At 67.5% G+C, this 20,397-nt stretch carries 26 protein-coding genes; 4 read left to right on the top strand and 22 right to left on the bottom strand.

The window, feature by feature from the left end; translation table 11 throughout:
- Position 1: 1 nt before the first annotated feature.
- The 4 genes from ACFXQA_RS04465 to ACFXQA_RS04450 form a co-directional block, all read right to left on the bottom strand.
- Entirely contained in the window at positions 2-91 is a 90-nt protein-coding gene (locus tag ACFXQA_RS04465; RefSeq protein ID WP_394518594.1) for a potassium-transporting ATPase subunit F, read from the bottom strand.
- Positions 88-240 (bottom strand): hypothetical protein, encoded by a 153-nt coding sequence (locus ACFXQA_RS04460; RefSeq protein ID WP_394518593.1) that lies wholly within the window; start codon positions 238-240, stop codon positions 88-90. Before ACFXQA_RS04460 ends, ACFXQA_RS04465 begins: the two co-directional genes overlap by 4 nt.
- Positions 241-430: 190 nt before the next feature.
- Positions 431-2,491, bottom strand: a complete 2,061-nt coding sequence (locus tag ACFXQA_RS04455) for an APC family permease (RefSeq protein WP_394519073.1) — start codon at positions 2,489-2,491, stop codon at positions 431-433.
- 163 nt (positions 2,492-2,654) lie between these two features.
- The gene (locus tag ACFXQA_RS04450) at positions 2,655-2,924 is read right to left on the bottom strand and encodes a helix-turn-helix domain-containing protein (RefSeq protein WP_394518592.1); all 270 of its coding nucleotides are present in this window, start codon (positions 2,922-2,924) and stop codon (positions 2,655-2,657) included.
- A gap of 44 nt (positions 2,925-2,968) precedes the next feature.
- On the opposite strand from ACFXQA_RS04450, the gene map reads away from it, so the two are divergent.
- Positions 2,969-3,742, top strand: a complete 774-nt coding sequence (gene map, locus ACFXQA_RS04445) for a type I methionyl aminopeptidase (protein WP_394518591.1) — start codon at positions 2,969-2,971, stop codon at positions 3,740-3,742.
- A gap of 11 nt (positions 3,743-3,753) precedes the next feature.
- Here map and ACFXQA_RS04440 read toward each other — a convergent pair whose 3' ends face one another.
- The 12 genes from ACFXQA_RS04440 to ACFXQA_RS04385 all read right to left on the bottom strand — a co-directional run bounded on the left by ACFXQA_RS04440 (position 3,754) and on the right by ACFXQA_RS04385 (position 14,106).
- The gene (locus ACFXQA_RS04440) at positions 3,754-4,968 is read right to left on the bottom strand and encodes an amidohydrolase (protein ID WP_394518590.1); all 1,215 of its coding nucleotides are present in this window, start codon (positions 4,966-4,968) and stop codon (positions 3,754-3,756) included.
- A 52-nt stretch (positions 4,969-5,020) separates the two neighbouring features.
- Positions 5,021-6,697, bottom strand: a complete 1,677-nt coding sequence (locus ACFXQA_RS04435) for a glycoside hydrolase family 13 protein (RefSeq protein WP_394518589.1) — start codon at positions 6,695-6,697, stop codon at positions 5,021-5,023.
- A gap of 257 nt (positions 6,698-6,954) precedes the next feature.
- The gene (locus ACFXQA_RS04430; RefSeq protein WP_394518588.1) at positions 6,955-7,473 is read right to left on the bottom strand and encodes a tetratricopeptide repeat protein; all 519 of its coding nucleotides are present in this window, start codon (positions 7,471-7,473) and stop codon (positions 6,955-6,957) included.
- 23 nt (positions 7,474-7,496) lie between these two features.
- Positions 7,497-7,835, bottom strand: coding sequence for a hypothetical protein (locus ACFXQA_RS04425; protein ID WP_394518587.1), 339 nt, complete (start codon positions 7,833-7,835; stop codon positions 7,497-7,499).
- A gap of 106 nt (positions 7,836-7,941) precedes the next feature.
- Positions 7,942-8,160, bottom strand: a complete 219-nt coding sequence (locus tag ACFXQA_RS04420) for a hypothetical protein (protein ID WP_394518586.1) — start codon at positions 8,158-8,160, stop codon at positions 7,942-7,944.
- Positions 8,161-8,241: 81 nt separating this feature from the next.
- Positions 8,242-8,775 (bottom strand): putative immunity protein, encoded by a 534-nt coding sequence (locus ACFXQA_RS04415; RefSeq protein WP_394518585.1) that lies wholly within the window; start codon positions 8,773-8,775, stop codon positions 8,242-8,244.
- 52 nt (positions 8,776-8,827) lie between these two features.
- A complete protein-coding gene (locus ACFXQA_RS04410) occupies positions 8,828-9,124 on the bottom strand; it encodes a hypothetical protein (RefSeq protein ID WP_394518584.1) in 297 nt (98 codons plus the stop codon).
- 144 nt (positions 9,125-9,268) lie between these two features.
- Positions 9,269-9,931, bottom strand: a complete 663-nt coding sequence (locus ACFXQA_RS04405; protein ID WP_394518583.1) for a hypothetical protein — start codon at positions 9,929-9,931, stop codon at positions 9,269-9,271.
- 35 nt (positions 9,932-9,966) lie between these two features.
- Positions 9,967-10,209 (bottom strand): hypothetical protein, encoded by a 243-nt coding sequence (locus tag ACFXQA_RS04400; protein ID WP_394518582.1) that lies wholly within the window; start codon positions 10,207-10,209, stop codon positions 9,967-9,969.
- A 2-nt stretch (positions 10,210-10,211) separates the two neighbouring features.
- A complete protein-coding gene (locus tag ACFXQA_RS04395) occupies positions 10,212-10,457 on the bottom strand; it encodes a hypothetical protein (protein WP_394518581.1) in 246 nt (81 codons plus the stop codon).
- Positions 10,458-10,500: 43 nt separating this feature from the next.
- Positions 10,501-11,337 (bottom strand): lysophospholipid acyltransferase family protein, encoded by an 837-nt coding sequence (locus tag ACFXQA_RS04390; protein ID WP_394518580.1) that lies wholly within the window; start codon positions 11,335-11,337, stop codon positions 10,501-10,503.
- Between the two features lie 186 nt (positions 11,338-11,523).
- Positions 11,524-14,106: a metallophosphoesterase gene (locus tag ACFXQA_RS04385; protein WP_394518579.1), complete on the bottom strand. Its 2,583-nt coding sequence runs from the start codon at positions 14,104-14,106 to the stop codon at positions 11,524-11,526.
- Positions 14,107-14,355: 249 nt separating this feature from the next.
- Between ACFXQA_RS04385 and ACFXQA_RS04380 the strand changes: the two genes are divergently transcribed.
- The gene (locus tag ACFXQA_RS04380) at positions 14,356-14,682 is read left to right on the top strand and encodes a hypothetical protein (RefSeq protein WP_394518578.1); all 327 of its coding nucleotides are present in this window, start codon (positions 14,356-14,358) and stop codon (positions 14,680-14,682) included.
- Here the strand turns inward: ACFXQA_RS04380 and ACFXQA_RS04375 are convergent.
- Positions 14,679-15,293, bottom strand: a complete 615-nt coding sequence (locus ACFXQA_RS04375; protein ID WP_394518577.1) for a CGNR zinc finger domain-containing protein — start codon at positions 15,291-15,293, stop codon at positions 14,679-14,681. The genes ACFXQA_RS04380 and ACFXQA_RS04375 overlap by 4 nt on opposite strands.
- A gap of 196 nt (positions 15,294-15,489) precedes the next feature.
- Between ACFXQA_RS04375 and ACFXQA_RS04370 the strand changes: the two genes are divergently transcribed.
- Complete coding sequence (locus ACFXQA_RS04370; protein WP_394518576.1) at positions 15,490-16,038, top strand: LysE family translocator; 549 nt, start codon at positions 15,490-15,492, stop codon at positions 16,036-16,038.
- Here the strand turns inward: ACFXQA_RS04370 and ACFXQA_RS04365 are convergent.
- Positions 15,981-17,252, bottom strand: coding sequence for an MFS transporter (locus ACFXQA_RS04365; RefSeq protein ID WP_394518575.1), 1,272 nt, complete (start codon positions 17,250-17,252; stop codon positions 15,981-15,983). The genes ACFXQA_RS04370 and ACFXQA_RS04365 overlap by 58 nt on opposite strands.
- Positions 17,249-17,797, bottom strand: a complete 549-nt coding sequence (locus ACFXQA_RS04360; RefSeq protein WP_394518574.1) for a helix-turn-helix domain-containing protein — start codon at positions 17,795-17,797, stop codon at positions 17,249-17,251. Before ACFXQA_RS04360 ends, ACFXQA_RS04365 begins: the two co-directional genes overlap by 4 nt.
- Before the next feature lie 152 nt (positions 17,798-17,949).
- On the opposite strand from ACFXQA_RS04360, the gene ACFXQA_RS04355 reads away from it, so the two are divergent.
- Complete coding sequence (locus ACFXQA_RS04355; RefSeq protein WP_394518573.1) at positions 17,950-18,477, top strand: adenine phosphoribosyltransferase; 528 nt, start codon at positions 17,950-17,952, stop codon at positions 18,475-18,477.
- A 107-nt stretch (positions 18,478-18,584) separates the two neighbouring features.
- Here ACFXQA_RS04355 and pucL read toward each other — a convergent pair whose 3' ends face one another.
- Genes pucL through uraD form a run of 3 tightly spaced genes read right to left on the bottom strand, consistent with a single transcriptional unit; the run spans position 18,585 to position 20,373 of the window.
- Complete coding sequence (gene pucL / locus ACFXQA_RS04350) at positions 18,585-19,502, bottom strand: factor-independent urate hydroxylase (protein ID WP_394518572.1); 918 nt, start codon at positions 19,500-19,502, stop codon at positions 18,585-18,587.
- Between the two features lie 2 nt (positions 19,503-19,504).
- On the bottom strand, positions 19,505-19,855 hold the full coding sequence (gene uraH, locus ACFXQA_RS04345) for a hydroxyisourate hydrolase (RefSeq protein WP_394518571.1): 351 nt from the start codon (positions 19,853-19,855) through the stop codon (positions 19,505-19,507).
- Positions 19,852-20,373 carry a 2-oxo-4-hydroxy-4-carboxy-5-ureidoimidazoline decarboxylase gene (uraD, locus tag ACFXQA_RS04340; RefSeq protein ID WP_394518570.1) on the bottom strand — a complete coding sequence of 174 codons (522 nt, stop codon included), beginning with the start codon at positions 20,371-20,373 and terminating at the stop codon, positions 19,852-19,854. The genes uraH and uraD overlap by 4 nt, the downstream gene beginning before the upstream one ends.
- Between the last annotated feature and the right edge of the window lie 24 nt (positions 20,374-20,397).

Raw genomic sequence — 20,397 nt, 5'->3', positions numbered from 1 at the left:
GTCAGAACCTCTCCGGTCGCACGAGGGCGACGACGAGGTAGACGACGGCGGCGAGAGCGAGCACGCCCGCGATGAGGGAGAAGAGGATCACAGCTTCTCGACCCCTTTGCCGATCAGGGCGACGAGTGCGAACAGCACGATCGTCGCGGCGATGTAGACGACATCGAGCACGGAAGCTCCTTGGGAATGATGCGAGCCCGCGCGACCGATGAGGCACGGGGCACCCGCTGGAGCGGGCACGAGACTCGATGCAACACCCGTCGCGGGCAGCATCCGTCGGTCCTCACGGAATCCATACGGGTGCGGCCGGTCTCCTCACAGGACGCGCACGACCGCGGCTCCTCACGGCTTGCGCACGTGAGGGTGACGGGCGTGCTTCAGGAGGAGGGACCGGGATGCTGCGCGCAGCGCAGCGGCCCGCAGTACCTGCTCAGGCCTTGTCGCCGGGCTCCGTGGCCGCGTCGTCGGGGCGCGACGCGTGGTGGGCGCGATGTTCGGGGCCGGGGGTCCACTGGCCTCCGCGCTGCTGCCCCGGCAGGGGGCGCGAGCGGCGTCCGTAGATGATCTCCGACGAGTCGAGCAGCCACGGCACGAGGGTGATCGAGACGCCGTGCAGCAGCATGAGCTGCTGGGCGAGACGCCGCGAGCGGCGGTTGTGCAGGAAGGTCTCCCACCAGTGCCCGACGATGTACTGCGGCAGGTAGACCGTCACGACCGCGGAGCCGTGCTTCTCGCGGTACTTGTTGATGAAGCCGGCGACCGGCGAGGTGTATGCGCGGTACGGCGATTCGATGATGACGAGGGGCACCGGCACTTCGTGCTCGACCCACTCCCGCTGCAAGCGCTCGGAGTCGGCGTCGTTGATGGCGACGTGCACGGCGAGCGTCTTGTCGTGCTTGGCGGCGAGGGCGTAGTCGATGGCCTTCACGATGGGCTTCTGCAGCCGATTCACGAGGATGACGGCCACGTCGCCCTCGGAGCCGAAGTGCACGGTGTCGTCCATCTCGATCTCGTGCTCGACGTCGCGGTAATACCGGTTCACCCCGATCATGAGCACCGCCAGGACGGGGATGGCGAGGAAGACCAGCCACGCTCCGTGGGTGAACTTCGTGATCGTCACGATGATGAGCACCACGATCGTCATGCCGGCGCCGATGGAGTTGATGACGAGTCCGCTGATCGCCGACCGCCGTTCGTAGCGGGCGGACTGCTGCGCGGCGGCGTCGGGTGTCAGCTCGCGCAGGCCTCGCAGCGAGCGTCGCCAGTGGCGCACCATGCCGATCTGGCCCAGCGAGAACGAGACGAAGACGCCGATGATGTAGAGCTGGATGAGGTCGGTCGCGTCGGCCTGGTAGACGATCAAGACGACGATCGCGACGATGCCGAGCACGATCATGCCGTTGGAGTAGACCAGCCGGTCACCGCGGGTGTTCAGCGCCTTCGGGGCGTAGCCGTCGCGGGCGAGGGTCGAGCCGAGCAGGGGGAACCCGTTGAACGCCGTGTTCGCGGCCAGCAGCAGCACGCACGCGGTCGCGGCCTGGATGACGAAGAAGGGGATGCTGCCCATGCCGAAGGTCGCCGCGGCCACCTGGGCCATGAGGCTCGGTTGCGGTTGGTTGCAGTCGAAGCCGATGAGGTGGCACGGGTTCTCGGCGTAACGGACGCCCGACACGAGCGCCACGATCGTGAGGCCCACGAACAGCACGATGGCGATGATCCCCATCAGGCTCAGCGTCGTCTGGGCGTTGCGGATCTTGGGCTTGCGGAACGCGGGAACACCGTTCGAGACCGCTTCGACGCCGGTGAGGGCGGAGCAACCGCTCGAGAACGCGCGCAGCACCAGCAGAATCATGGCCGCCTGCGTGAGCGACTCGGCCTGCACCTCGTACTCCGCGCTGGAAGCCACCGGCGGGTCGCCCGCGAGGGTGCGCGCGAGTCCGACCACGATCATGATCGCGACGGAGGCGATGAAGAGGTAGGTCGGGATCGCGAAGACGGCGGATGCCTCGCGCACCCCGCGGAGGTTGACGATCACGATGAGGATGACGAAGCCGACCGCGAACTCGATGCGGAACGGGTTCAGCTCGGGGATGGCGGAGATGATGTTGTCGACGCCCGAGGCGACCGACACCGCGACGGTCAGCACGTAGTCGACCAGGAGAGCCGCACCCACGATGACGCCGGGGATCTCTCCCAGGTTGGTGCGCGCGACCTCGTAGTCGCCGCCCCCCGAGGGATAGGCCTTGATGAGCTGCCGGTAGCTCGTGACGACGACGACGAGCACGAGCACGACCGCCCCCGCGACCCAGGGGCTGAACGTCAGCAGCGCCGTGCCGCCGATCAGCAGGATCATGAGCAGTTCCTGCGGCGCGTAAGCGACCGACGACAGCGCGTCGGAGGCGAAGATCGGCAGTGCCATCTTCTTCGGCAGCAGCTGATCGTCGAGCTTCTCGGACGTCAGCGGATCGCCGATCAGCAGCCGCTTCGCCATGGGGGTCTGCGCGATCGGCGACTCATCGCCGGCATCGCGACGTTCATCAGTCACGACGCGCGACACTACGCCCGTTAGCAACCCGTATGCAACGCGGCGCGCCTCACGTTCATTCCCGCGTCTTCTATTTGTTCAGAATCCAGTGCCCCGTGTCGCGCCTGGGTCAGGACGCGAGCTGCCCCGCAGCGGCGGGCGCGTTGACCTCGGCCCAGACCGCGTCGAGTGAGAGGTTCAGAACGCCGGCGATGGCGGCGATGGTCGGGAACGCGGGGGTCGCGATCCGACCCGCCTCGATCTTGCGCAGGGTCTCGGGCGAGACCCCGGCGTCGAGCGCGACCTCGAGCATCGAACGGCCGGCCCTGGCCTGGCGCAGCACGGTTCCGAGGCGTCGTCCGCGCTCGATCTCGTCGGGTGACAGGGGAAGTCTGACCATGGCCCGATTCTAGACCGGGATGATATGGCCGGTATAGTTATTGGGTGATCGAGATTCTGAGCCCCGCCGAGATAGACCGTGCACGCGTGACCGGTGCACTGGTCGCCGACATCCTGCACACCCTCAAAGGCCGCGCGCGGGTGGGGACGAACCTGCTCGAGATCGACCAGTGGGCGAAAGAGATGATCCTCGAGGCCGGGGCGACCTCGTGCTACGTCGACTATGCCCCGTCGTTCGGTCGCGGGCCGTTCGGCCGCTACATCTGCACCGCCGTGAACGACGCGGTGCTGCACGGGCTGCCGCACGACTACGCCCTCGCCGACGGCGATCTGCTGACGCTCGACCTGGCCGTGGTGAAGGGCGGGGTCGCCGCCGACTCCGCGATCAGCTTCGTCGTCGGCGACGCGCAGCCGGCCGAGAGCCTCGCCCTGATCGACGTGACCGAGCGTGCGCTCGCCGCGGGCATCGCCGCCGCGCGTCCGGGAGCCCGCACCGGCGATATCTCGCGTGCCATCGGCAAAGTGCTCGGGGCCGCCGGATACCCGATCAACGTCGAGTTCGGGGGTCACGGCATCGGCTCGACGATGCACCAGGATCCGCACATCGCGAACACCGGTCGACCCGGCAAGGGCTACGTGCTGCGCCCCGGACTCATGCTCGCGCTCGAACCGTGGGTCATGGCCGACACCGCCGAGCTCGTCACCGACGCCGACGGGTGGACGCTTCGCAGCGTCACCGGGTGCCGCACCGCACACACCGAGCACACGATCGCGATCACCGAGACCGGCGCCGAGATCTTGACCCTGCCGACGCTCTAGGCCGGCCGGCCTCAGCCCAGGAACTCCCGCGCCGCGACGACGAGGTTCTCGACGCCCCGGTCGAGGGTGGGTTGCAGCACCGGCGCGTAGTAGGGCGAGTGGTTCGTGGGGATGTCACGGTCGATCGTGCCGCCGGCGACAGCATCCGCATACTTCTTCGGATCGGCTCCGCCCCAGAACCAGAACACCAGCGGTACACCGGCCTCGCGGGCGAACCACGACACGTCTTCGCTGCCCGTGAACATGCCGGGGTCGATGACGCTGTCGGCGCCGAACGCCCGCTCGAAAGCGCCCGTGAGCCGTGCGGTCGCCGCGTCGTCGTTGATCGTCGGGGGCAGAGTGTGGTCGGTCGTGATCGTAGGCGTCTGTTCTGCGCCGGATGCTGCCGCCTCGGCCCGGATGACGCGCTCGACCTTCTCGAGCACCTTGTCGCGAGCGGCGTCGTTCGGGTAGCGGAGGCTCAGCTCGAGCGTCGCCTCGGCGGGGATGATGTTGTTCTTGAGACCGGCGTGGATCGACCCGACCGTCACGACGGCGACGTCTCGCGGATCGATCTCGCGCGACACGATCGTCTGCAGGCGCATGACGGTGGCCGCGGCCATCACGATCGGATCGATCGTGGAGTGCGGGCGCGAGCCGTGCCCACCGCGGCCGTGCAGCACGACGGTGAGTCCGTCGGACGCCGCCATTTGAGTGCCGGGCCGCACGCCGATGATGCCGGCGGGGAGGGGCGTGACGTGCTGCCCGAGCACGATGTCGGGTCGCGGGTAGCGGTCGAGCACGCCGTCGGCGATCATCGCCTTCGAGCCCGCGCCGTACTCCTCGGCGGGCTGGAACACCGCGACGACCGTGCCCGACCACTCGCTCTGGGTCGCGACGAGCCGTTCGAGCGCGCCGATGAGCGAGGAGACGTGCATGTCGTGGCCGCACGCGTGCATGACGGGCACCTCGTGGCCGGCGGGATCGGTGCCCCGCGCCGTGCTGGCGTAGTCGAGGCCGGTCTGCTCCTGCACGGGCAGGGCGTCCATGTCGGCGCGCAGCCACACGGTCGGCCCGTCGCCGTTGCGCACGGTCGTCACGAGGCCCGTGCGCCCGACACCCTCTTCGACCTCCAGCCCGAGTTCGGTGAGGTGACGCGCGATCACCCCGGCGGTGCGGGTCTCTTGGAACGACAGCTCCGGGTGCTTGTGCAGGTCGACGTACAGGGCTTCGAGGTCGATCGTCATGCCCCGAGCCTAGGGGTGGGCGCGCGGATGCTGCGAGGACTCGGGCCGAAGGTCAGGCGAGCCAGACCGTCGTATCGGGAGGCAGCACGCGGCCGTCGAGGGGCTCGCTCGCCGCGATCACCGTGCCCGCGGGCAGGTCGACCGGGGTGGATCCGAGGTTCGTCAGCACGTGCACACCGGCGTTCCGGAACGACACGACGTCGGCACTGCCGCCGTCGACCCACTCGAGGGCGCCCGCGCCGAGGCCCCGCGCGCGACGTTCTGCGAGCAGTGTCTCGTACAGCGACAGCGTGGAGGCCGGATCGCCCTGCTGCACGTCGCGGGCGAGCGACGCCCACTCCGCGGGCTGGGGCAGCCACGAGGCGCCGGTGTCGTTGAAGCCGTAGCCCGGTCCTTCGGCCGTCCACGGGAGCGGTACGCGGCATCCGTCCCGCCCGTACTTCTCGCCGTTCGTGCGGAACCAGGTCGGATCCTGCCGGGCCTCGTCGGGCAGCTCGATGACCTCGGGCAGGCCGAGCTCCTCGCCCTGGTAGACGTACGCCGACCCCGGAAGGGCGAGCATCAGCGCCGAGGCCGCGCGTGCGCGGCGGAGTCCGAGCGCCGTGTCGGGCTTGCCGACCGTGTTCGGTCCGACGCCGAATCCCTGGGGGATGTCGGCGGTCAGCGCCAGGCGCGACGCGTGACGCACGACGTCATGGTTCGACAGCACCCACGTGCTCGGGGCACCGACCTCGCCGTAGGCGCGCAGCGACTCGTCGATGACGAGGCGGAGGGCCGCGGCATCCCACTTCGTCTCGAGGAAGACGAAGTTGAACGCCTGGTGCATCTCATCGGACCGTACCCACATGGCGGTCTTCGCGATGGTCGGGAGCCAGGCTTCGGCGCAGAGCGCCCGGTCGCCGTCGTACTCGGCGAGCAGCTCGTGCCAGTCGCGGTAGATGTCGTGCACCCCCGGCTGGCCCCAATAGGGCACCGCGGCCTCGTCGCCGCCCATCGAGCCGCCGTCGGCGGCGGGCGTGTAGTCGGGGAGGCCCTCCTGCTTCACCAGGCCGTGCGCGACGTCGACGCGGAAGCCGTCGACACCCCGGTCGAGCCAGAAGCGCAGGATGCGGCGGAACTCCTCGCGCACCTCGTCATTCGACCAATCGAAGTCGGGCTGCGACGAGTCGAACAGGTGCAGGTACCACTGTCCGGCCGTGCCGTCGGGCTCGGTCACCCGGGTCCAGGCGGGGCCGCCGAAGACCGACTCCCAGTTGTTCGGGGCCTCTTCGCCGTTCTCGCCCTTGCCGTCGCGGAACATGTAGCGGGCGCGCTCGGGGCTGCCGGGGGCAGCCGCGAGGGCTTCTTGGAACCAGACGTGCTGATCGCTGGAGTGGTTGGGAACGAGGTCGACGATGATGCGGATGCTGCGGGCGTGCGCCTCGGCGAGCATCCGGTCGAAGTCGGCCAGAGTGCCGAACAGCGGGTCGACGTCGCAGTAGTCGGCGACGTCGTAACCGGCGTCTTTCTGGGGCGAGCGCTGGAACGGGCTCAGCCAGATCGCGTCGACGCCGAGCGACTGCAGATCGTCGAGGTGCGCCGTAACGCCGGGAAGGTCACCGATGCCGTCGCCCGAGCTGTCGGAGAACGAGCGGGGGTAGATCTGGTAAATGACGGCGGTGCGCCACCATTCCGACCCGGTGTCGGACGGTCGTGCGTCGGCGGGAGTCGCGGTCTCTACGGTCGTCATGCGTCCAGGCTACCGAATCGGTTCGATGCGCCGACTGTGCTCGTGGCGTAGCAGCATCCATTCCGCGGCACTTTCCGACATCGGCGCCATTTCTCGACGGCGCGGATGCCGGAAAGTGCCGCGGTCGGGGGCTGCGCGGCTGGCCGCGCCCGCCCGCGTTGAGAGAGAGGTGCCGCACGAGCCAAGGTCGGATGAACGACCGATCCGAGCGGACCGGGGGGTTGACACCGCTGGCGCGGGTGCGGGGAAGGGCTCCGCTACCGCGCCCCGCCCGATGTCGGGTCGTCCAGCGAAGCGAGGTAGTCCGCGTTGCCGCGGATCGCGGGTTTGTAGCGGTTGAGGTCTTCCGTATCGACGTGATCTGCCAACAACATCAGGAGGCTCGCCAAAGCGGAGTCGCGACGACCCGCGGCGTGCAGGCTCAGAGCTTCGAAGGCGCCCAGCGCGACGGAGTCCGGAAACTCCGCGCGAGCCCTCGCGAAGACGGCGAGCGAGTCGTCGAGGCGCCCGACGTTGCGCAGGGTGCTCCCGTACTGCAGAAAACATCGCCGCCGAAGGTCGCCGTCGAGGCCTTCTGCGATGGCGCGCTCGTAGAAACCGAGCGCAGTCGACTCGTCGCCGGCGGTGTCGTAAGCGCCCCCGGTCTCGTAGAGCACTCGTGCGTCACGGGGATGCTTCTGGTGGATCGGCTGCAGCGCAGCGATCGTCGGCGCCATGTCGTCGCGATCGCGGGCCGCGAAGATCCGGTCGAGTTCGTCGTACAGCTCATCGGTCACAGCATCCTCACCCCCCAACTTATTCACGAAACGTCTGTGCGCGTGTTGATTGCTGCCGACCTCCGGTGACGCACCGACCTGGCATTGACCACGACGATCGCCACGACGGTCGGCACGAACGCGACCAGGACGATCACTGCGCTCAGCACCGGCGTCTCGGCTCCTAGTCGGACCACGCTCGTGCCGAACCAGGTGGCCCCCGTTCCCAGGACCAGCCAGAGGCGAGTGCTCAGTATTCGGCCGTTCACCCATCCCAGCGGATAGCGCTCGCTCGGGTGGGATCGTGCCCACGACATGACCGTCGTAATGCAGACGACTTGCCCGAAGACCGCAACAGCGATCCATACCCAGTTCGTGTGCACAGAGCGATGCAACCACTCGCGTCGCCTCCAGAGCAAGCGGGACGAGGCGATTCAACGCGCAGCATGAAGAGGGGGCCGGCCGGCAGAGCGTCCCCGCAGTCAGGGGCTATCCGGGATGCTTGTCGCGCCAGGCCCAGTAAGCGCCGTACAGCAAGAAATACACACCAAAAGCAGCGAGGACGACGTCAAGGAGCACGACCGGGATGCCGCGGGGCGAGGTGTCGAAGGGGTCGGCGAGCACGAGGGGCAGCAACGCTAGCGACACGACCAGAAAGACCACGCCGAACGCCAGCGGCGCCATGGGCTTCTCAGGCCTCTTGAACATGACCATGACACTGGCACTTCGCAGATGGGGAGTGCAACCACGCCGACAGTCTGTGTCTGCGAAGCCGGTCACGCTGGTACTTCATGGGGTGGTGTCGAGTGCTGACTGAATGGCGCGGATGTTCTGCCCCAGGAGACCTGAGGCGAGGAGTCCGGGGCCGAGCGGCCCGGACGAGTCCTGTCCGAGGGCCGGCAGGCGCTTGAGCGCGGTTCTCACGGGCTCGCTCATGTTGGCCAGTTGCCACGCGATCTCCGCTTCGCCTCCGCGGCCTGGGTCGGATATTTCGGCTGCCTTTGCGGCGTAGGCGGCGGCACCGAGGGCGTGCGCGCCCATGTGTGCAACACCCGCTGCCTGGCCGGCTGCCCACGCTGCCGCTTTGCCCTGCGGAGAGGTGGCTGCTTGGGAGGCGCGCCCCGCGACGAAGCGGCGACGAATCTCGCCCGCTGCGTCCCGTTCTCCCCGGGCGAAGGATCGGGCGCGGCTGATGCCGTCTCTCGCCCGATCATCACCAAGAACTTCTGCCTCGAATAGCGGAAGAACGCGTTCAGCGCAGTCCGCTGCCCATTCGGCCACGACACGACGGTCGTTCTCGCTCAGCGCTTGCGGGGAAAGCATGTCTGCACCTTCGCACACGGTCTGAGGAGAGGGTTGCTGAACGCACCTGCAATCACTGGACCGTGAAGTCGCCCGTGGCGGACGCGCAGCTTCCGTTGTCCGAGCAGAACGAGTAGTCCCAATTCTCGATGCCGGCGTATGCGTCGCCCTCCGGGAAGTCGGCGGGGAGGTCGATCGTCACCCGAAACGACCCGTCGAACTCGCCGTTGGTCTTCACCGTCACGGCCGCTTGCTGATCCCCGACAGGCGCCGCGACGACGACCCACCCGCCTTCGGGTGTCTCGTTACCGCAGGCGGTGTCGGACGACAACGTGATCGTCTCCCCCGGCGAGGCGATCCTCGGGTCCACGATGATTCGCGGCACGCATGCCGATGAAGGCGGAGGGCTGCTCATCGTGCACCCGCCTAAGGGCGCGATAGCGACGACGATGAACGCCGTTGCCCACTGTCGCAGGTGCATGGCCACAGGATTATCGCCGAACCGCCGCCGCTATCACCAGGATGCGGGGAGTGGCGCTCCCGGTGCGGGTGGGTTTTCGACCAGAGCGATCGCGTCGTTCCGGTCGATATGTCCGGGGAAGTTGAAGCGCGCGAATCTTCCTGTCGGGTCGTCCGCAGAGGAAGGCATGGCAATAGCCGTGCGGCGTAGTGCTTCTGCGAGGACCTGGGTGGATGAGCGGTCGAGGCGGGGTCCGTTTCGGTTGCGCAAAATGATCTCGACGCGAGCGTCCACCGCGATCAGGCGCAGTATGAGGGTGCCATTCGTGAGCGACGGGTCGGTCGGGACAACGGCGTGGTGGATGCTGTTCAGCGCGAGCGTGCGGCGGTTGCCGGCGCGAAGCGTGTCGGTTTCGAGGTTCACGTAGGGCTGCGGGTATCTCGCATTCCGGATCACAGTGATCAGAGCGAGGACGCCCCCGGCAGCGATTGCTCCGAAGATGACGGCGACGGGCAAGGGGACGACTGCCCAGAACAGCCGGCCGAGTTGAATCGCTAGGTAGAGGCTGCCTAACACAAAGAACGCGGTACTCACCCCCGCCCACGTCGACCACCACCTTCGGTTGCCGATGCGCACCCAGCCTGCGGGTAACCCGACCGCCTCATGTTCCGCGGAGGGCGGGGTGTCGCTCGGAGAGCCGGCCTCGGATGTGCTCACGGTGTGAGGCTAGCGCGAGCAGCGAAACCGACTCGTCAACTCGCTGCTTCGGTGTCTTCGTCCCCGGTCGGAGGATCTTTCCTTTCGTCCCTGACCAGCTTGACGACCCCGATGACGATGGCGATGACGCCGATGGGCACACCCACGACCGCGAGCGTCTCCCCGCGCCCGGACGTGGGACCGAAGATCTGGAACATGAACACCAGGCCGAGGGCGCAGAAGAAGATGCCGAGTGCGATGAAACTCCAGCCCTCAGGTCGTTTCTTCGGGATGAACATGGTTACAGCCGCCGCTTTTCCATCCACCGGGCGACGGGGATGGAAACAAGACCCAGCAGAACCAGGGCCAACCCGCCGACGAAAAGCCAGGTGCTCTCCGAGCCCTCGCCCCATCCGTTAGCGGAGCGGACCGCGAGAATCACCCCGCCGACGATCGCGCCGACCGAGGAGATGTATCGAATGCCCGGGATTCGACGGTGCCAAACGGATTCCGGTTCCCGCGGAGCCGGGTCATTCGGTTCGCTCATGCGGTACAGACTTCTCGAACTTTCGGTTTCTGCCAAATAGACGTCAGTCGCGGGTCGTCTCTCCGCGATCGGCCGCCCTCCGCCGCTGGCGCTCCGCTTCTGCGGCTGCTGCGGCAGCGGGGGTGGGCGCAGAGCCGCCGAGATGGGCTGGTTGCCACCACTGACCCGCCCCCGACATCGGATACGTCTCCTGTGCATCGTCGAGGAGGGTCTGCAGGTGAGAGTGAAGCTCGGCGGTCTTCTCCGCGGGATCGTCGGACGGGTCCACCTCGATGGGGAGGCCGACCGCGACGCGGATCGGCGCTTTGAAAGCCTCCCGGATCTGCGCCTTATGATTCTTGGTTCGCAGGAACTGCCCACCCCAGACCACGACAGGGATCACGGGAACGCCGGCGGCAGCGGCCATACGCACCGCGCCGGTCTTGAGCTCCCGCACGGTGAACGAGGCGCTCACGCCCGCCTCGGGGAAGACTCCGACAAGCTCGCCGTCCTGCAGGGCGCGAACCGCGTGCGCGTACGCGTCGCGACCGGCTCCGATCTCCACGGGGATGTGCTGCATCTGGCGGAGCAGCCAGCCGACCACGGGTTTGTCTGCCGCCCGCCTCGTCACCATGAATCGGATCCGGCGCCGTGTTCTCAACCAGGCGACCCACTCGACCAACGCGAAGTCCATGTAGCCGAAATGCGTGATCGCGACCACGGCCGCGCCCGATGAGGGGATCCGCTCCGTCCCCGACAGGGTCGGTCGCAGTTGGAGGATTCCGCCGAAGAAGAATCGTCCGACGGCGACTGCGGACGAATAGACCGGCTCGAAGCGGCGCCTCGCACGCGGTGTGGGCGCCGTCGGACGGGCGTTGCGAGGGTCGTCAGTCGTGTCCATGCGTCATACCTACCTCCCGGACCTGGACTTCGCTTCGCCCTTCCCGAAGTGGCCGTCATGAGGTAGCGACAACCTCGCTGGCACCGCGCCGCCTCGGCCATCGAGGATGAACCCCGGAATCGCTCGAAAGCGGGGGCGGACACCGTGTTGGTGTCCGCCCCCGCCGAGGTGACCGGCGTCGAGCGGTCAGCTCAACGCAGTCAGGGTGAGCGTGGCGAGATACGTGCCCTCAGCGACATCGACCGGCAACTTGAGGTCGAGGTCGGCCCCGAGGAGAGCCGAGCCGAGCTCGTGCCCGATCGCCGCGGTTCCGAGGGTGGACGAGACGGACAGGCCGTCACCTCCGGTGAAACCGGAGGCGACGCTGGCGCCCGCGGTTGCACCGCCGCCTGCTGCGAGCAGTTTCGGCGTCCAGCCGAGGTACTTGCCCGAGAACGACTGGTCGTCGGCCTTGAAGTCGCCCACCTGTGCACTGATCGCCCACGTCGCGCCGGGGACGCGCGTGTCGGTGACGCGGATCGGGTTGATCTCGCCTGTCGCCTGGTAGTGATCGCCCTCGCGCTCGGCCGTACCCAGATCGACCAGACCATTCGTGCCGTCGATGCTCCACACGAACTCACCAGGCTCGGCATCGGCCTTCACCGTGACCGAGATCTGCTGGTCATCGGTGTCTGCGGGGTTCGGGTCGACGAATCCCAGGTTGTCGAAATTCCGCTCGACGCTGTAGGCCTGATCGGTGATCGGGACGTAGAACTCGCTGCTGACCGTTCCCTCGGCCGCGTTGATCTCGACGAGCTGCACCGGGTTGGTGTTGCTGCTGTGGATGGTGCCGAGGATCGACACGATCTTGTTGCCGTTCACGCCGGTGTCGACGCGGCTGCCGGTGAGGCCGGTGTGGCCCGAGAACACGAGCTTGATGTTCGGGTACAGCTTGACCAGGTTGTCGAACACGTACTGCGGGGAGTTCTGGCCGTAGTCGCTGTTCTGGTAGATGCCGCCGTTGTCGCCGTCGAGGTACGAGTGGGTCGAGACGATGACGTTGTAGTCGGCGTGGCTCTCCACCACGGTCTTGGCCCACTCGACCGCCTCGGTACGCGGCCAGAGCTCGAGCGAGAGCACGAGCCACTTCTTGCCGCCCGCCTCGAAGGTGCGGTACGCGTTGTCGATCTTGTTCGGCTCGAAGGTCTGGACGCCGGGGTAGCGCGAGACGGGGAAGTAGCTGTTGAAGGTCGTGGTGTCGCGCACGAGGGCCCGGGTGTTCGTCGGGTCAGCTGCGGAGCCACCGGGGCCGACCGCTGCGGTGTCGTGGTTGCCGATGGTCAGCAGGCTGGGGATGCCTGCATCGTCGATCACCTTCATGGCCTCGTCAGCGATCTCGTACTGGTCGTGATCGGGGGTGTCCCAGTTGACGACGTCACCGGTGTGCAGAACGAATCGCATGTCGAGGTCGTCGGCGTTGTCGGCAAGCCACTGCGTGCGCTGCTTGAAGTGCTTGTTGGTGATGGCGCTCGTGACGACCACTTCCTGCTGCGTGTCGGGAAGGACGGCGATCGAGAACGTCGCCTCGTCTGTCAGCTCGGCGATGGTCGCTTCGGCTGCGGTCAGCTTGGCGAGGTTCCCGACGCGGGTCTTATCGGCGTCGGTCAGGCTGTTGTACAGACCGCGCGCGGCGCGCACGGCGGCCTTGTCGGCCAGTGTGACCGTTGCGGGCAGCGCGTCGATCGCCTCGACGACGGCGGCAGGGTTCGCAGCGGTGCCGGCCACGAACGCCATATCCGAGAACGTCGTAGCCAGTTCCGGCCAGGCCTGGTTGTTCGCCGGGCTGTAGTACCGAGTGCTGGCGGTGTTGTCGATCGTGTTGATCTCGATGAGCTCGACCGCGTTGACGCCGGCGCTTCCGAAGTTCGCGCGGACGGCGCCGATCTTGTTGCCCTGCTCGCCCGTCAGTGTCGTGCTGTTGGCAGTTCCGCCCCCGTTGCCGCTGACCACGAACTTGATGTTGGGGTAGAGCTTGACCAGGTTGTCCCAGACGAAGCTCGGCGCGTTGGCGCCGTAGCTCTTGCTGGTCGAGATGGTGCCGTTCGACGACAGGAACTCGTGCGTGTTGACGATCACGTTGTGGTTCGGGTGCGCCTCGACGACCGTCTTCGCCCAGTCGACCACCTCGGTACGCGGCCATACCTCCAGCGTGAGCACCAGCCAGTCCTTCCCTTCGGCGGAGAAGACCTGGTAGTTGTTCTCGATCTTTTCGGACTGGTACGTCACCACACCGGGGAAGCGCGACTCGGGGAAGAAGCTGCTGAAGTTGCTCGTATCGCGCAGTCCCACGCTCACGTCCACGCCGGGCTTCGCCGCGCCACCGGGGGCCACGGCGCCGGAGTCCACGCCGCCGAGCGCCAGCGCGCTGGGGATGCCCGCGTCGTCGAGTTTCTTCATCGCGTCGGAAGCCACCTTGATGTAGCTGTGGTCGTCGGGGTCGCCGTTGATCACGTCACCCGTGTGAGCAACGAAACGCAGATCGAGAGCGGCCTTGTTGTCCACCAGCCACTGCGTGCGGCCGGGGAAGAGGTTCTTCGACGTGTTGATCGGAAGCACCTCGCCCTGGGTGTCGGGGATGACGGCGAACGTGAACTTTCCGTCTTCGACGGGGTCGGTCGCGGCCGCGTGTGCGATCGCCGGCCCCGATACGGCGATCGTGCTGGCCAGAAGGCCGATGCCTGCAAGGGAGGCGATTCGGCGTCTCCAGTTTCCCGCTGAGCGTGAACTCATGTGCTGCTCCTTCGTACGTCGCTGATCGCAGACGTGCGCGTCTCGGGTGGTAATACGTACCGGCTTGCGACGCGTCGGCGCTGTCAGAACGAACCTTCTCGCGGCGACCGACGCGGGTCTGTCGCCGCGGTGAACGAGCCATGGCCTCCGCGGCAACGCCGGACGGCACTAATTGCGGTCGTTCCGGCCCGGAAGAGATTGCGTCTCTCGCGGTGATCTGCCGGCCGTCGGCATCTGCATACTGGGAGCATGTCCCGCGTCCCGCGCATCATCTTCGCGTCCGGCCTGCTCCTGATCGCCGTGTTCGCTCTGGTCGTCATCGCGAGCCAGACCACCATGACGTGGTACACGGGACCCGACGACACTGGCTTCGCCACGAGAAAGGTCGCCGTGTTCGAGATGGCGGTCATCGGCGCCGTCGTGGCCGCTCTCGCCGTCCTCGCGTTGCTCGTGCACCTGATCGTCGTCGCCCGGCGTGCCGTGTCGCGCTGGGCGTGGGCGGCGGCTGTCGTTGCCTCGAGCGTCGCCGTGGGTGCAGCCGTCGTCGTCTCGACGGCGAGTCGGCCGGTGGGTTAGCTCGAGCCGCCGACTCCCGGCGTCATCGACCCGGATCGCGCTGTGGATCGGCCCGCGGGGGCTGAGCGTTCACGAAGGCGGGCCTTCTTCTCGCGGTTTCCGCACGTATTCATGTCGCACCATCGTCTGGTGCCGCTTCTGCTGGTGTCGAAAAATGCCGCCCGGCACGTGGGTGACGCGCAGAGGGCGAAGGTGCCGGGTCGTGCGCCCGAAAGAAGGCCGACGGCGTCTGCGGCGATAACACTGAGCGCAGCGTCGATCGAAGCGGGATGACCCAGGTTCCAGTGCAACGATCCGTCGGGCATCAGAACTGGCGCAACAGACCCGCGAAGGCTGAAACCGTTGATGCGCCGCACGTCCTGTTCCGGAAGCGCAGCGCCGGTCGCTGCGGCCGTCGCCGCCGCGTGGATCGCCTCACGCAACGTCCAAGCGTCTTGTAGTTCGGATGCTGCGCACTGGGTCACAGCGAGGTCGCGCTGCGCAAACCATTCACAGAGTCGCTCGGTCGTGGGGATTCGCTCCACGGGCGAGCCGTGCCGTTCGGTGAGCGTGCCCGTGAAGCTTGTGGCGAGCACGGTGCCGGGGCGGAAGCTGGGCGGTCCCGAGATCATAGAACCACCATAGGTGGTTCCGTTATGAGCCGGATGAGTGATAGAACCAGGTATGCCGGTTCGTTCGCGGAGAACCAGGACTAGCTCGAAGTCGGCCGCGACGAAAGGTTGATCGTTGGTCGATATCGGCGTTCTGCCAGCATTCATCGCCGTCGTGTTGCTCTTCCTCATCCCACCGGGACCGGACATGGCTTACATGATCGCAGTCGGCCTCGAAGGCGGTCGCCGTGCCGCGATACAAGCCATCCTCGGCATCGGCACGGGGATGAGCCTCTACGCCGGGGCTGTCGTCATCGGTGTTGGCGAGGTCGCGCGCTCCTATCCTCTGGTGCTGGTCGGTCTGAAACTCGCAGGGGCGATCTACCTTCTGTGGCTGACCTACTCGACGATTCGCAGCGCGCGCCTGAATGCGGAAGACGAGCCTGTACCCGTCGGCCGCTGGTACACGCGAGGCGTTCTCGTCAGTCTGACGAACCCGAAGGTCATGCTGTTCTTCCTGGCGGTGCTGCCGCAGTTTCTCGGAACCGCCGCGCAGCCAACGGCGCAACTCGCGATGCTGGGCACCGTGAACGTCTTGATGGAGGTCGTGCTCTACGGCGCAGTCGGACTGATGGCGGGGACACTGCGCGCACGTTTCGCACGCTCGAAGCGAGCTGCGCCCCTGCTGCACTACCTCGCCGCGGGCGTCTACTTCATCCTCGCGGTGCTCGTGATAGCGGAGACGTTGGCGTCTCTTCCCGTCTGAACTCGTCTGCTCCCGGGGCTCCATCCGTACCTGGGGTGTTTTCTGATTAGTGGAATGGCTGCGGCTGCCAGAAGGATGAGGGCTATTACGGCGCCGAGGAGGAACCCGAAGCGGGGTTCCAAGGCATCGACCGTGAACCCGACGACCACGGCAGCGGCGGCTGCGCCGGCGTTGACGGCGGTGTTGATCCAGCTGGATGCCTCTGTGCGCACCTCTGCAGTGGTGAGGTCATCGGCGAGCAGGTATCCGGTCACGAGCGAAGGCGCCAGGAAGAATCCCACCGCAGCGAGTCCGGCGCCGAGAACTACGACAGGTCCAACGATCGTCAGGACCGCACACAGTACGGTCATGATCGTGCCGGAGATGAGGAGTCGTTTCGCGAGCGAGGTTCTCCAGGTCCGCTGGCCGTAAATCAGGCCTCCCGCTGCGCTGCCCGCGGCGAAAGCGGCAAGAAGGATGCCGGCCAGTCCGATGGAATTCTGACTGTCGGCGATGGCGGGCGCGACCACCTCCACGGTTCCGAGCACGACGCCCACGCCGAGCAGTGCGATCAGGACTGCGAGGAACCCGGCCTGCTTCAACGGCCGTGAGTTCTTCTGCGGGGCGGAGGTGGCGGCAACGTGCTGTCGCGAAAGCGGGCTACTCGTCATGCCGATGGTTCCGGCCAACGCGACGGCGGCGGTTGCCAGCAATCCGACCGGCGGTGACGCCGCAGCGACAATGGCCGCCGCGATCAGTGGTCCCGTCGTGAACGGCAACTCCTCGCACACGGCGTCGATGCTGTATGCCTTCGTCCGCGGTGCTCCCGGCGGGGTGAGCGACCCCCAGAGCACACGCATGGAGGCGCCGAGCGGGGGCGGGAAGAAGCCGGTTATTGCCGCCAGTCCGATGAGCAATCCTGCTGACGGCTCGGGCTGGGCTGTGAGCGCAGCGATGGCGCTGAGGCCGGTCGCGAAGGCGATGGCCAGCGAGTTGAGTGCGAAGCGTTGCCCGCGCCGGTCGACGAATCGTGCGCGGTACGGGGAGGCGATCACATTCGCGAGCCCGAACGCCCCGGTGGCCGCGCCGGCGACGGCGAACGAATCTGTGCTCTGCTCTACGGCGAAGAGCAGCACCAGGGTCACCATGGCGAAGGAGAGCCGCCCGAGGAGCGCGGGGACGAAGACCCTCAAGGCGCCCTTCATGCGCAGTACCTCGAGGTAGCTGCTCGTCATGGCGTGAGGCCTTGCTGGGGGCTGCTGACCTCGAACATCGCGAGCGTGGCACTGATCCGGATGCCTTCTGGCGTGGCAGCGGGTACTGCTTCGTCGTGGATCAGTTTTCCGATCTCGCGTGCCTTTTCCTGGATGCGCTTCCAGGCTTCGCGGGAGACAGTGACTTCCGCCTCGGTGAACACGAGTTCCGATCCCGATGCGTAGCGCGCGCTGCGCGCAATCATCTCGGCGGCAAAAGAGCTCATCAAGGCCTGGTGCTCCTCCACGCCGCCCGCCGAGCCGAGAGCCTCGCCGCTTTCAGGGTCGTGCCGGTAGCGTTTGGCGGTTCCGCCCCGAATACTCGTTTCTTCCACGAGCTGCACGAGACCCACCTGCGCCAAACGACGCAGGTGGTAGCTCACGTTCGCCTGGCTCTCGCCCAAGACCCGCGCCGCTTCCGTGGCGCTGAGGGCCTCCGCGGTCAGGAGCGACAGCAGGCGTAATCGCAGCGGGTGGGCCACGACCCGCAAGCCAGCGAGATCGTGGGGGTTGGTGGCTTCGGGCATGCCCACACAGTAAGCCGAAGAAGCGTCAACCACAAAACGTTTCTTTTGGGGTCTAGCCGCGATGCCTCCTGTGCGTCTCGCAGCCTCGATGTTCAGGCCGCCCGCCCGCCTGCTCGCGCTGTGCTCGTGCGCCGCTCGCGTAGGGTCGTTGGGTGCCCGACGCCTCTGCTCTCGCCCGCGCCGAATCGCTCATCGGTTCGATTCCCGACTACCCGCAGCCGGGAATCGTCTTCCGTGACATCACCCCGTTGCTGGCGGATGCTGCGGCCCTCCGCGTGACGATCGATGCCCTTCTCGAGCCCTTCGCCGGTCAGTTCGACGTGGTCGCGGGCATCGAAGCGCGCGGGTTCCTCCTCGCGGGAGCCGCCGCGATCGCCGCGGGAGTCGGACTCGTGCCGATCCGCAAGGCCGGAAAGCTGCCGCGCCCCGCAGCATCCGTCGCCTACTCCCTGGAGTACGCCACCGCGGCGATCGAGATGCACGACGACCTGACGAAGGGCACGCGGGTGCTGCTGCTCGACGACGTGCTCGCCACCGGTGGCACACTCGCCGCGGGGCGCGAGCTCGTCCACACCCTCGGCAGCGAGGTCATCGGCACGGCGGCCTTGCTCGAGATCGACGCCCTCGGGGGTCGCGCCGCGCTCGGCGACGCTCCGCTGCACGCGCTCTTCCACGTCTGACCCGCACCAGGCCACCGGCCCTACCCGAGACCCCGTTCTCGCGGCGAGACCCGGGCTTTCTGTCGGGGTCTCGCCACGGGGAACGGGTCTCGCGGCCGGGCCGCGGTTCAGATGAACGCCGGGACGTCCGTCCAGGCCTCGGGCGCGGGAGCTGCGCCGTCGCGGGTGACGGTGCCCTCGATGAGGCCGTAGGGGCGGTCGGCGGCGATGAAGACCTCGTTCGGGTTCTCGAGGTCGAACGCCGAGAGGTCGACGACGAAGTGATGCTTGTTCGGCATCGCGAAGCGCACCTCGGCGATCTCGGGCCGTGCCTCGATGACAGCCTTGCCCATCTCCCAGAGGGTCTGCTGCAGCGCGAAAGAGTGCACCGAGGCGAAGGTCGAGAGCAAGAGCTCTGAGACCTCGGTGTAGAGCCCGTGGTAGTCGATGCCCGCCTCGACCGCTTCGGGGAGGAACCGCCAGCGCCCCGTCACCGAGGTCGCCATGATGCGGTCGTTGGTCTCGGCGAGCGTGGTGTAGCGGTCGCGGGGGAAGCCGGCGAACTCGCTGCCGGTCGACTTCAGCACGGTGAGGTCTTTCACCCCGCCGGTCACGTGCACCGCACCGTGGATAGCCTGCACGGTCGCCAAGCGTGTGCCCTGACCCTGCCGCACGAACGAGTGGTCGTGGGGCACGCCGTCGACGGCGATGCGCTCCCACGCATACTGCTCCGCCTGGAAGAGGCCCCCCTCGATCCACTCGAACGACGAGGTGAAGTGGTCGGCGAGCGAGAGGAGGAACTCCTCGGGCGAGCGGATGCCGTGTTCCTTGGCGAACGCGAACACCGTGTTCTTCTGGGTGTCGGTCGCCACGATGAGCGAGTTGTCGCCCGTGAGATAAGCCCCCGCGAGGGCCGCTCCGCGCAGTTGGGTGGTGACGTTGAGGTCGATGATCTCGTGTCGGGCGGTGTCGCGCACGATCCGGACGACCCGGTTCTCGGCCTTGCCGTACTTGTTGGCTCCGAGGCTGACGGTCACGTCGCTCATGGTCAGCTCCCCCGGTAGGTCGAGTAGGCGAAAGGGCTCAGCAGCAGCGGCACGTGCAGGTGCCGGCCCGAGCTGTCGACCGTGAAGGTCACGGTGACGTAGGGGTGGAAGGTCGGGGTCTCACGGGCGGCGAAATACTCGCCCGTGAGGAAGGTGAGGGTGTAGTCGCCGGGCTCGAGAGCGTCGGGGCCGAGGGCGAGTCGGCCGTCCTCGTTCGTCGACCCGTGGGCGACGATCGCGCCGGCGGCCTCGGCGGTGACGGCTCCGCCCGACGCGTGGGCGAGCACGATCGAGACGTCGGCGGCGGGGTCTCCCGTGGCGGCGTCGAGCACATGCGTGGTGATGTGGGTCATTCGTTCTCCTCCGGAAGGGTCGGCGTGGCGAACGTCTCTCGCAGGCGCAGCAGCGCGATCTCGGCGAGCTGCGCGGTAGCCTCGCGGGTCTCGGTCTCGGGGTCGTTCCCGAGGCGCCGTTCGAGCTCGGCGAGCATCTCCGACGGCGTGCGCCCGGCCGCGCGGATCAAGAAGACCCGCCCGAAGCGCTGCTCGTAGCGCGCGTTCCCGGCGGCGATCGCGCCGACGATGTCGTCGGCCGCGGTCGACATCGAGGCCTGTTCGCGGCGCGAGGCCGACGCCGCAGCATCCGCCCCCTCTGCTCGCGAGCCGATGCGCGGATGATGCGCGAGGGCTGCCTCCAGGTCGGCGGGCGTCCACTGCGCAGCGAGCGCGCCGGCGTACGAGGCGAGGGCGTCGACCGAGCCGAAGGGGCGCCCGGTGACGATCGCATTGACCCACCCGGGCACTTCGGCCCACACCCGGGCGGTCGCCGTCGCTCGGGCGTCGTCGGCCGCGTCGAAATCGCTCAGTTCCATGCCGTCACCGTACCGACCCCGCAT

Origin of the sequence: Microbacterium shimangi (assembly GCF_043556445.1) — a bacterium.
Taxonomy (GTDB): Bacteria; Actinomycetota; Actinomycetes; order Actinomycetales; family Microbacteriaceae; genus Microbacterium.
This window is presented reverse-complemented; position numbering and strand designations above follow the sequence as displayed.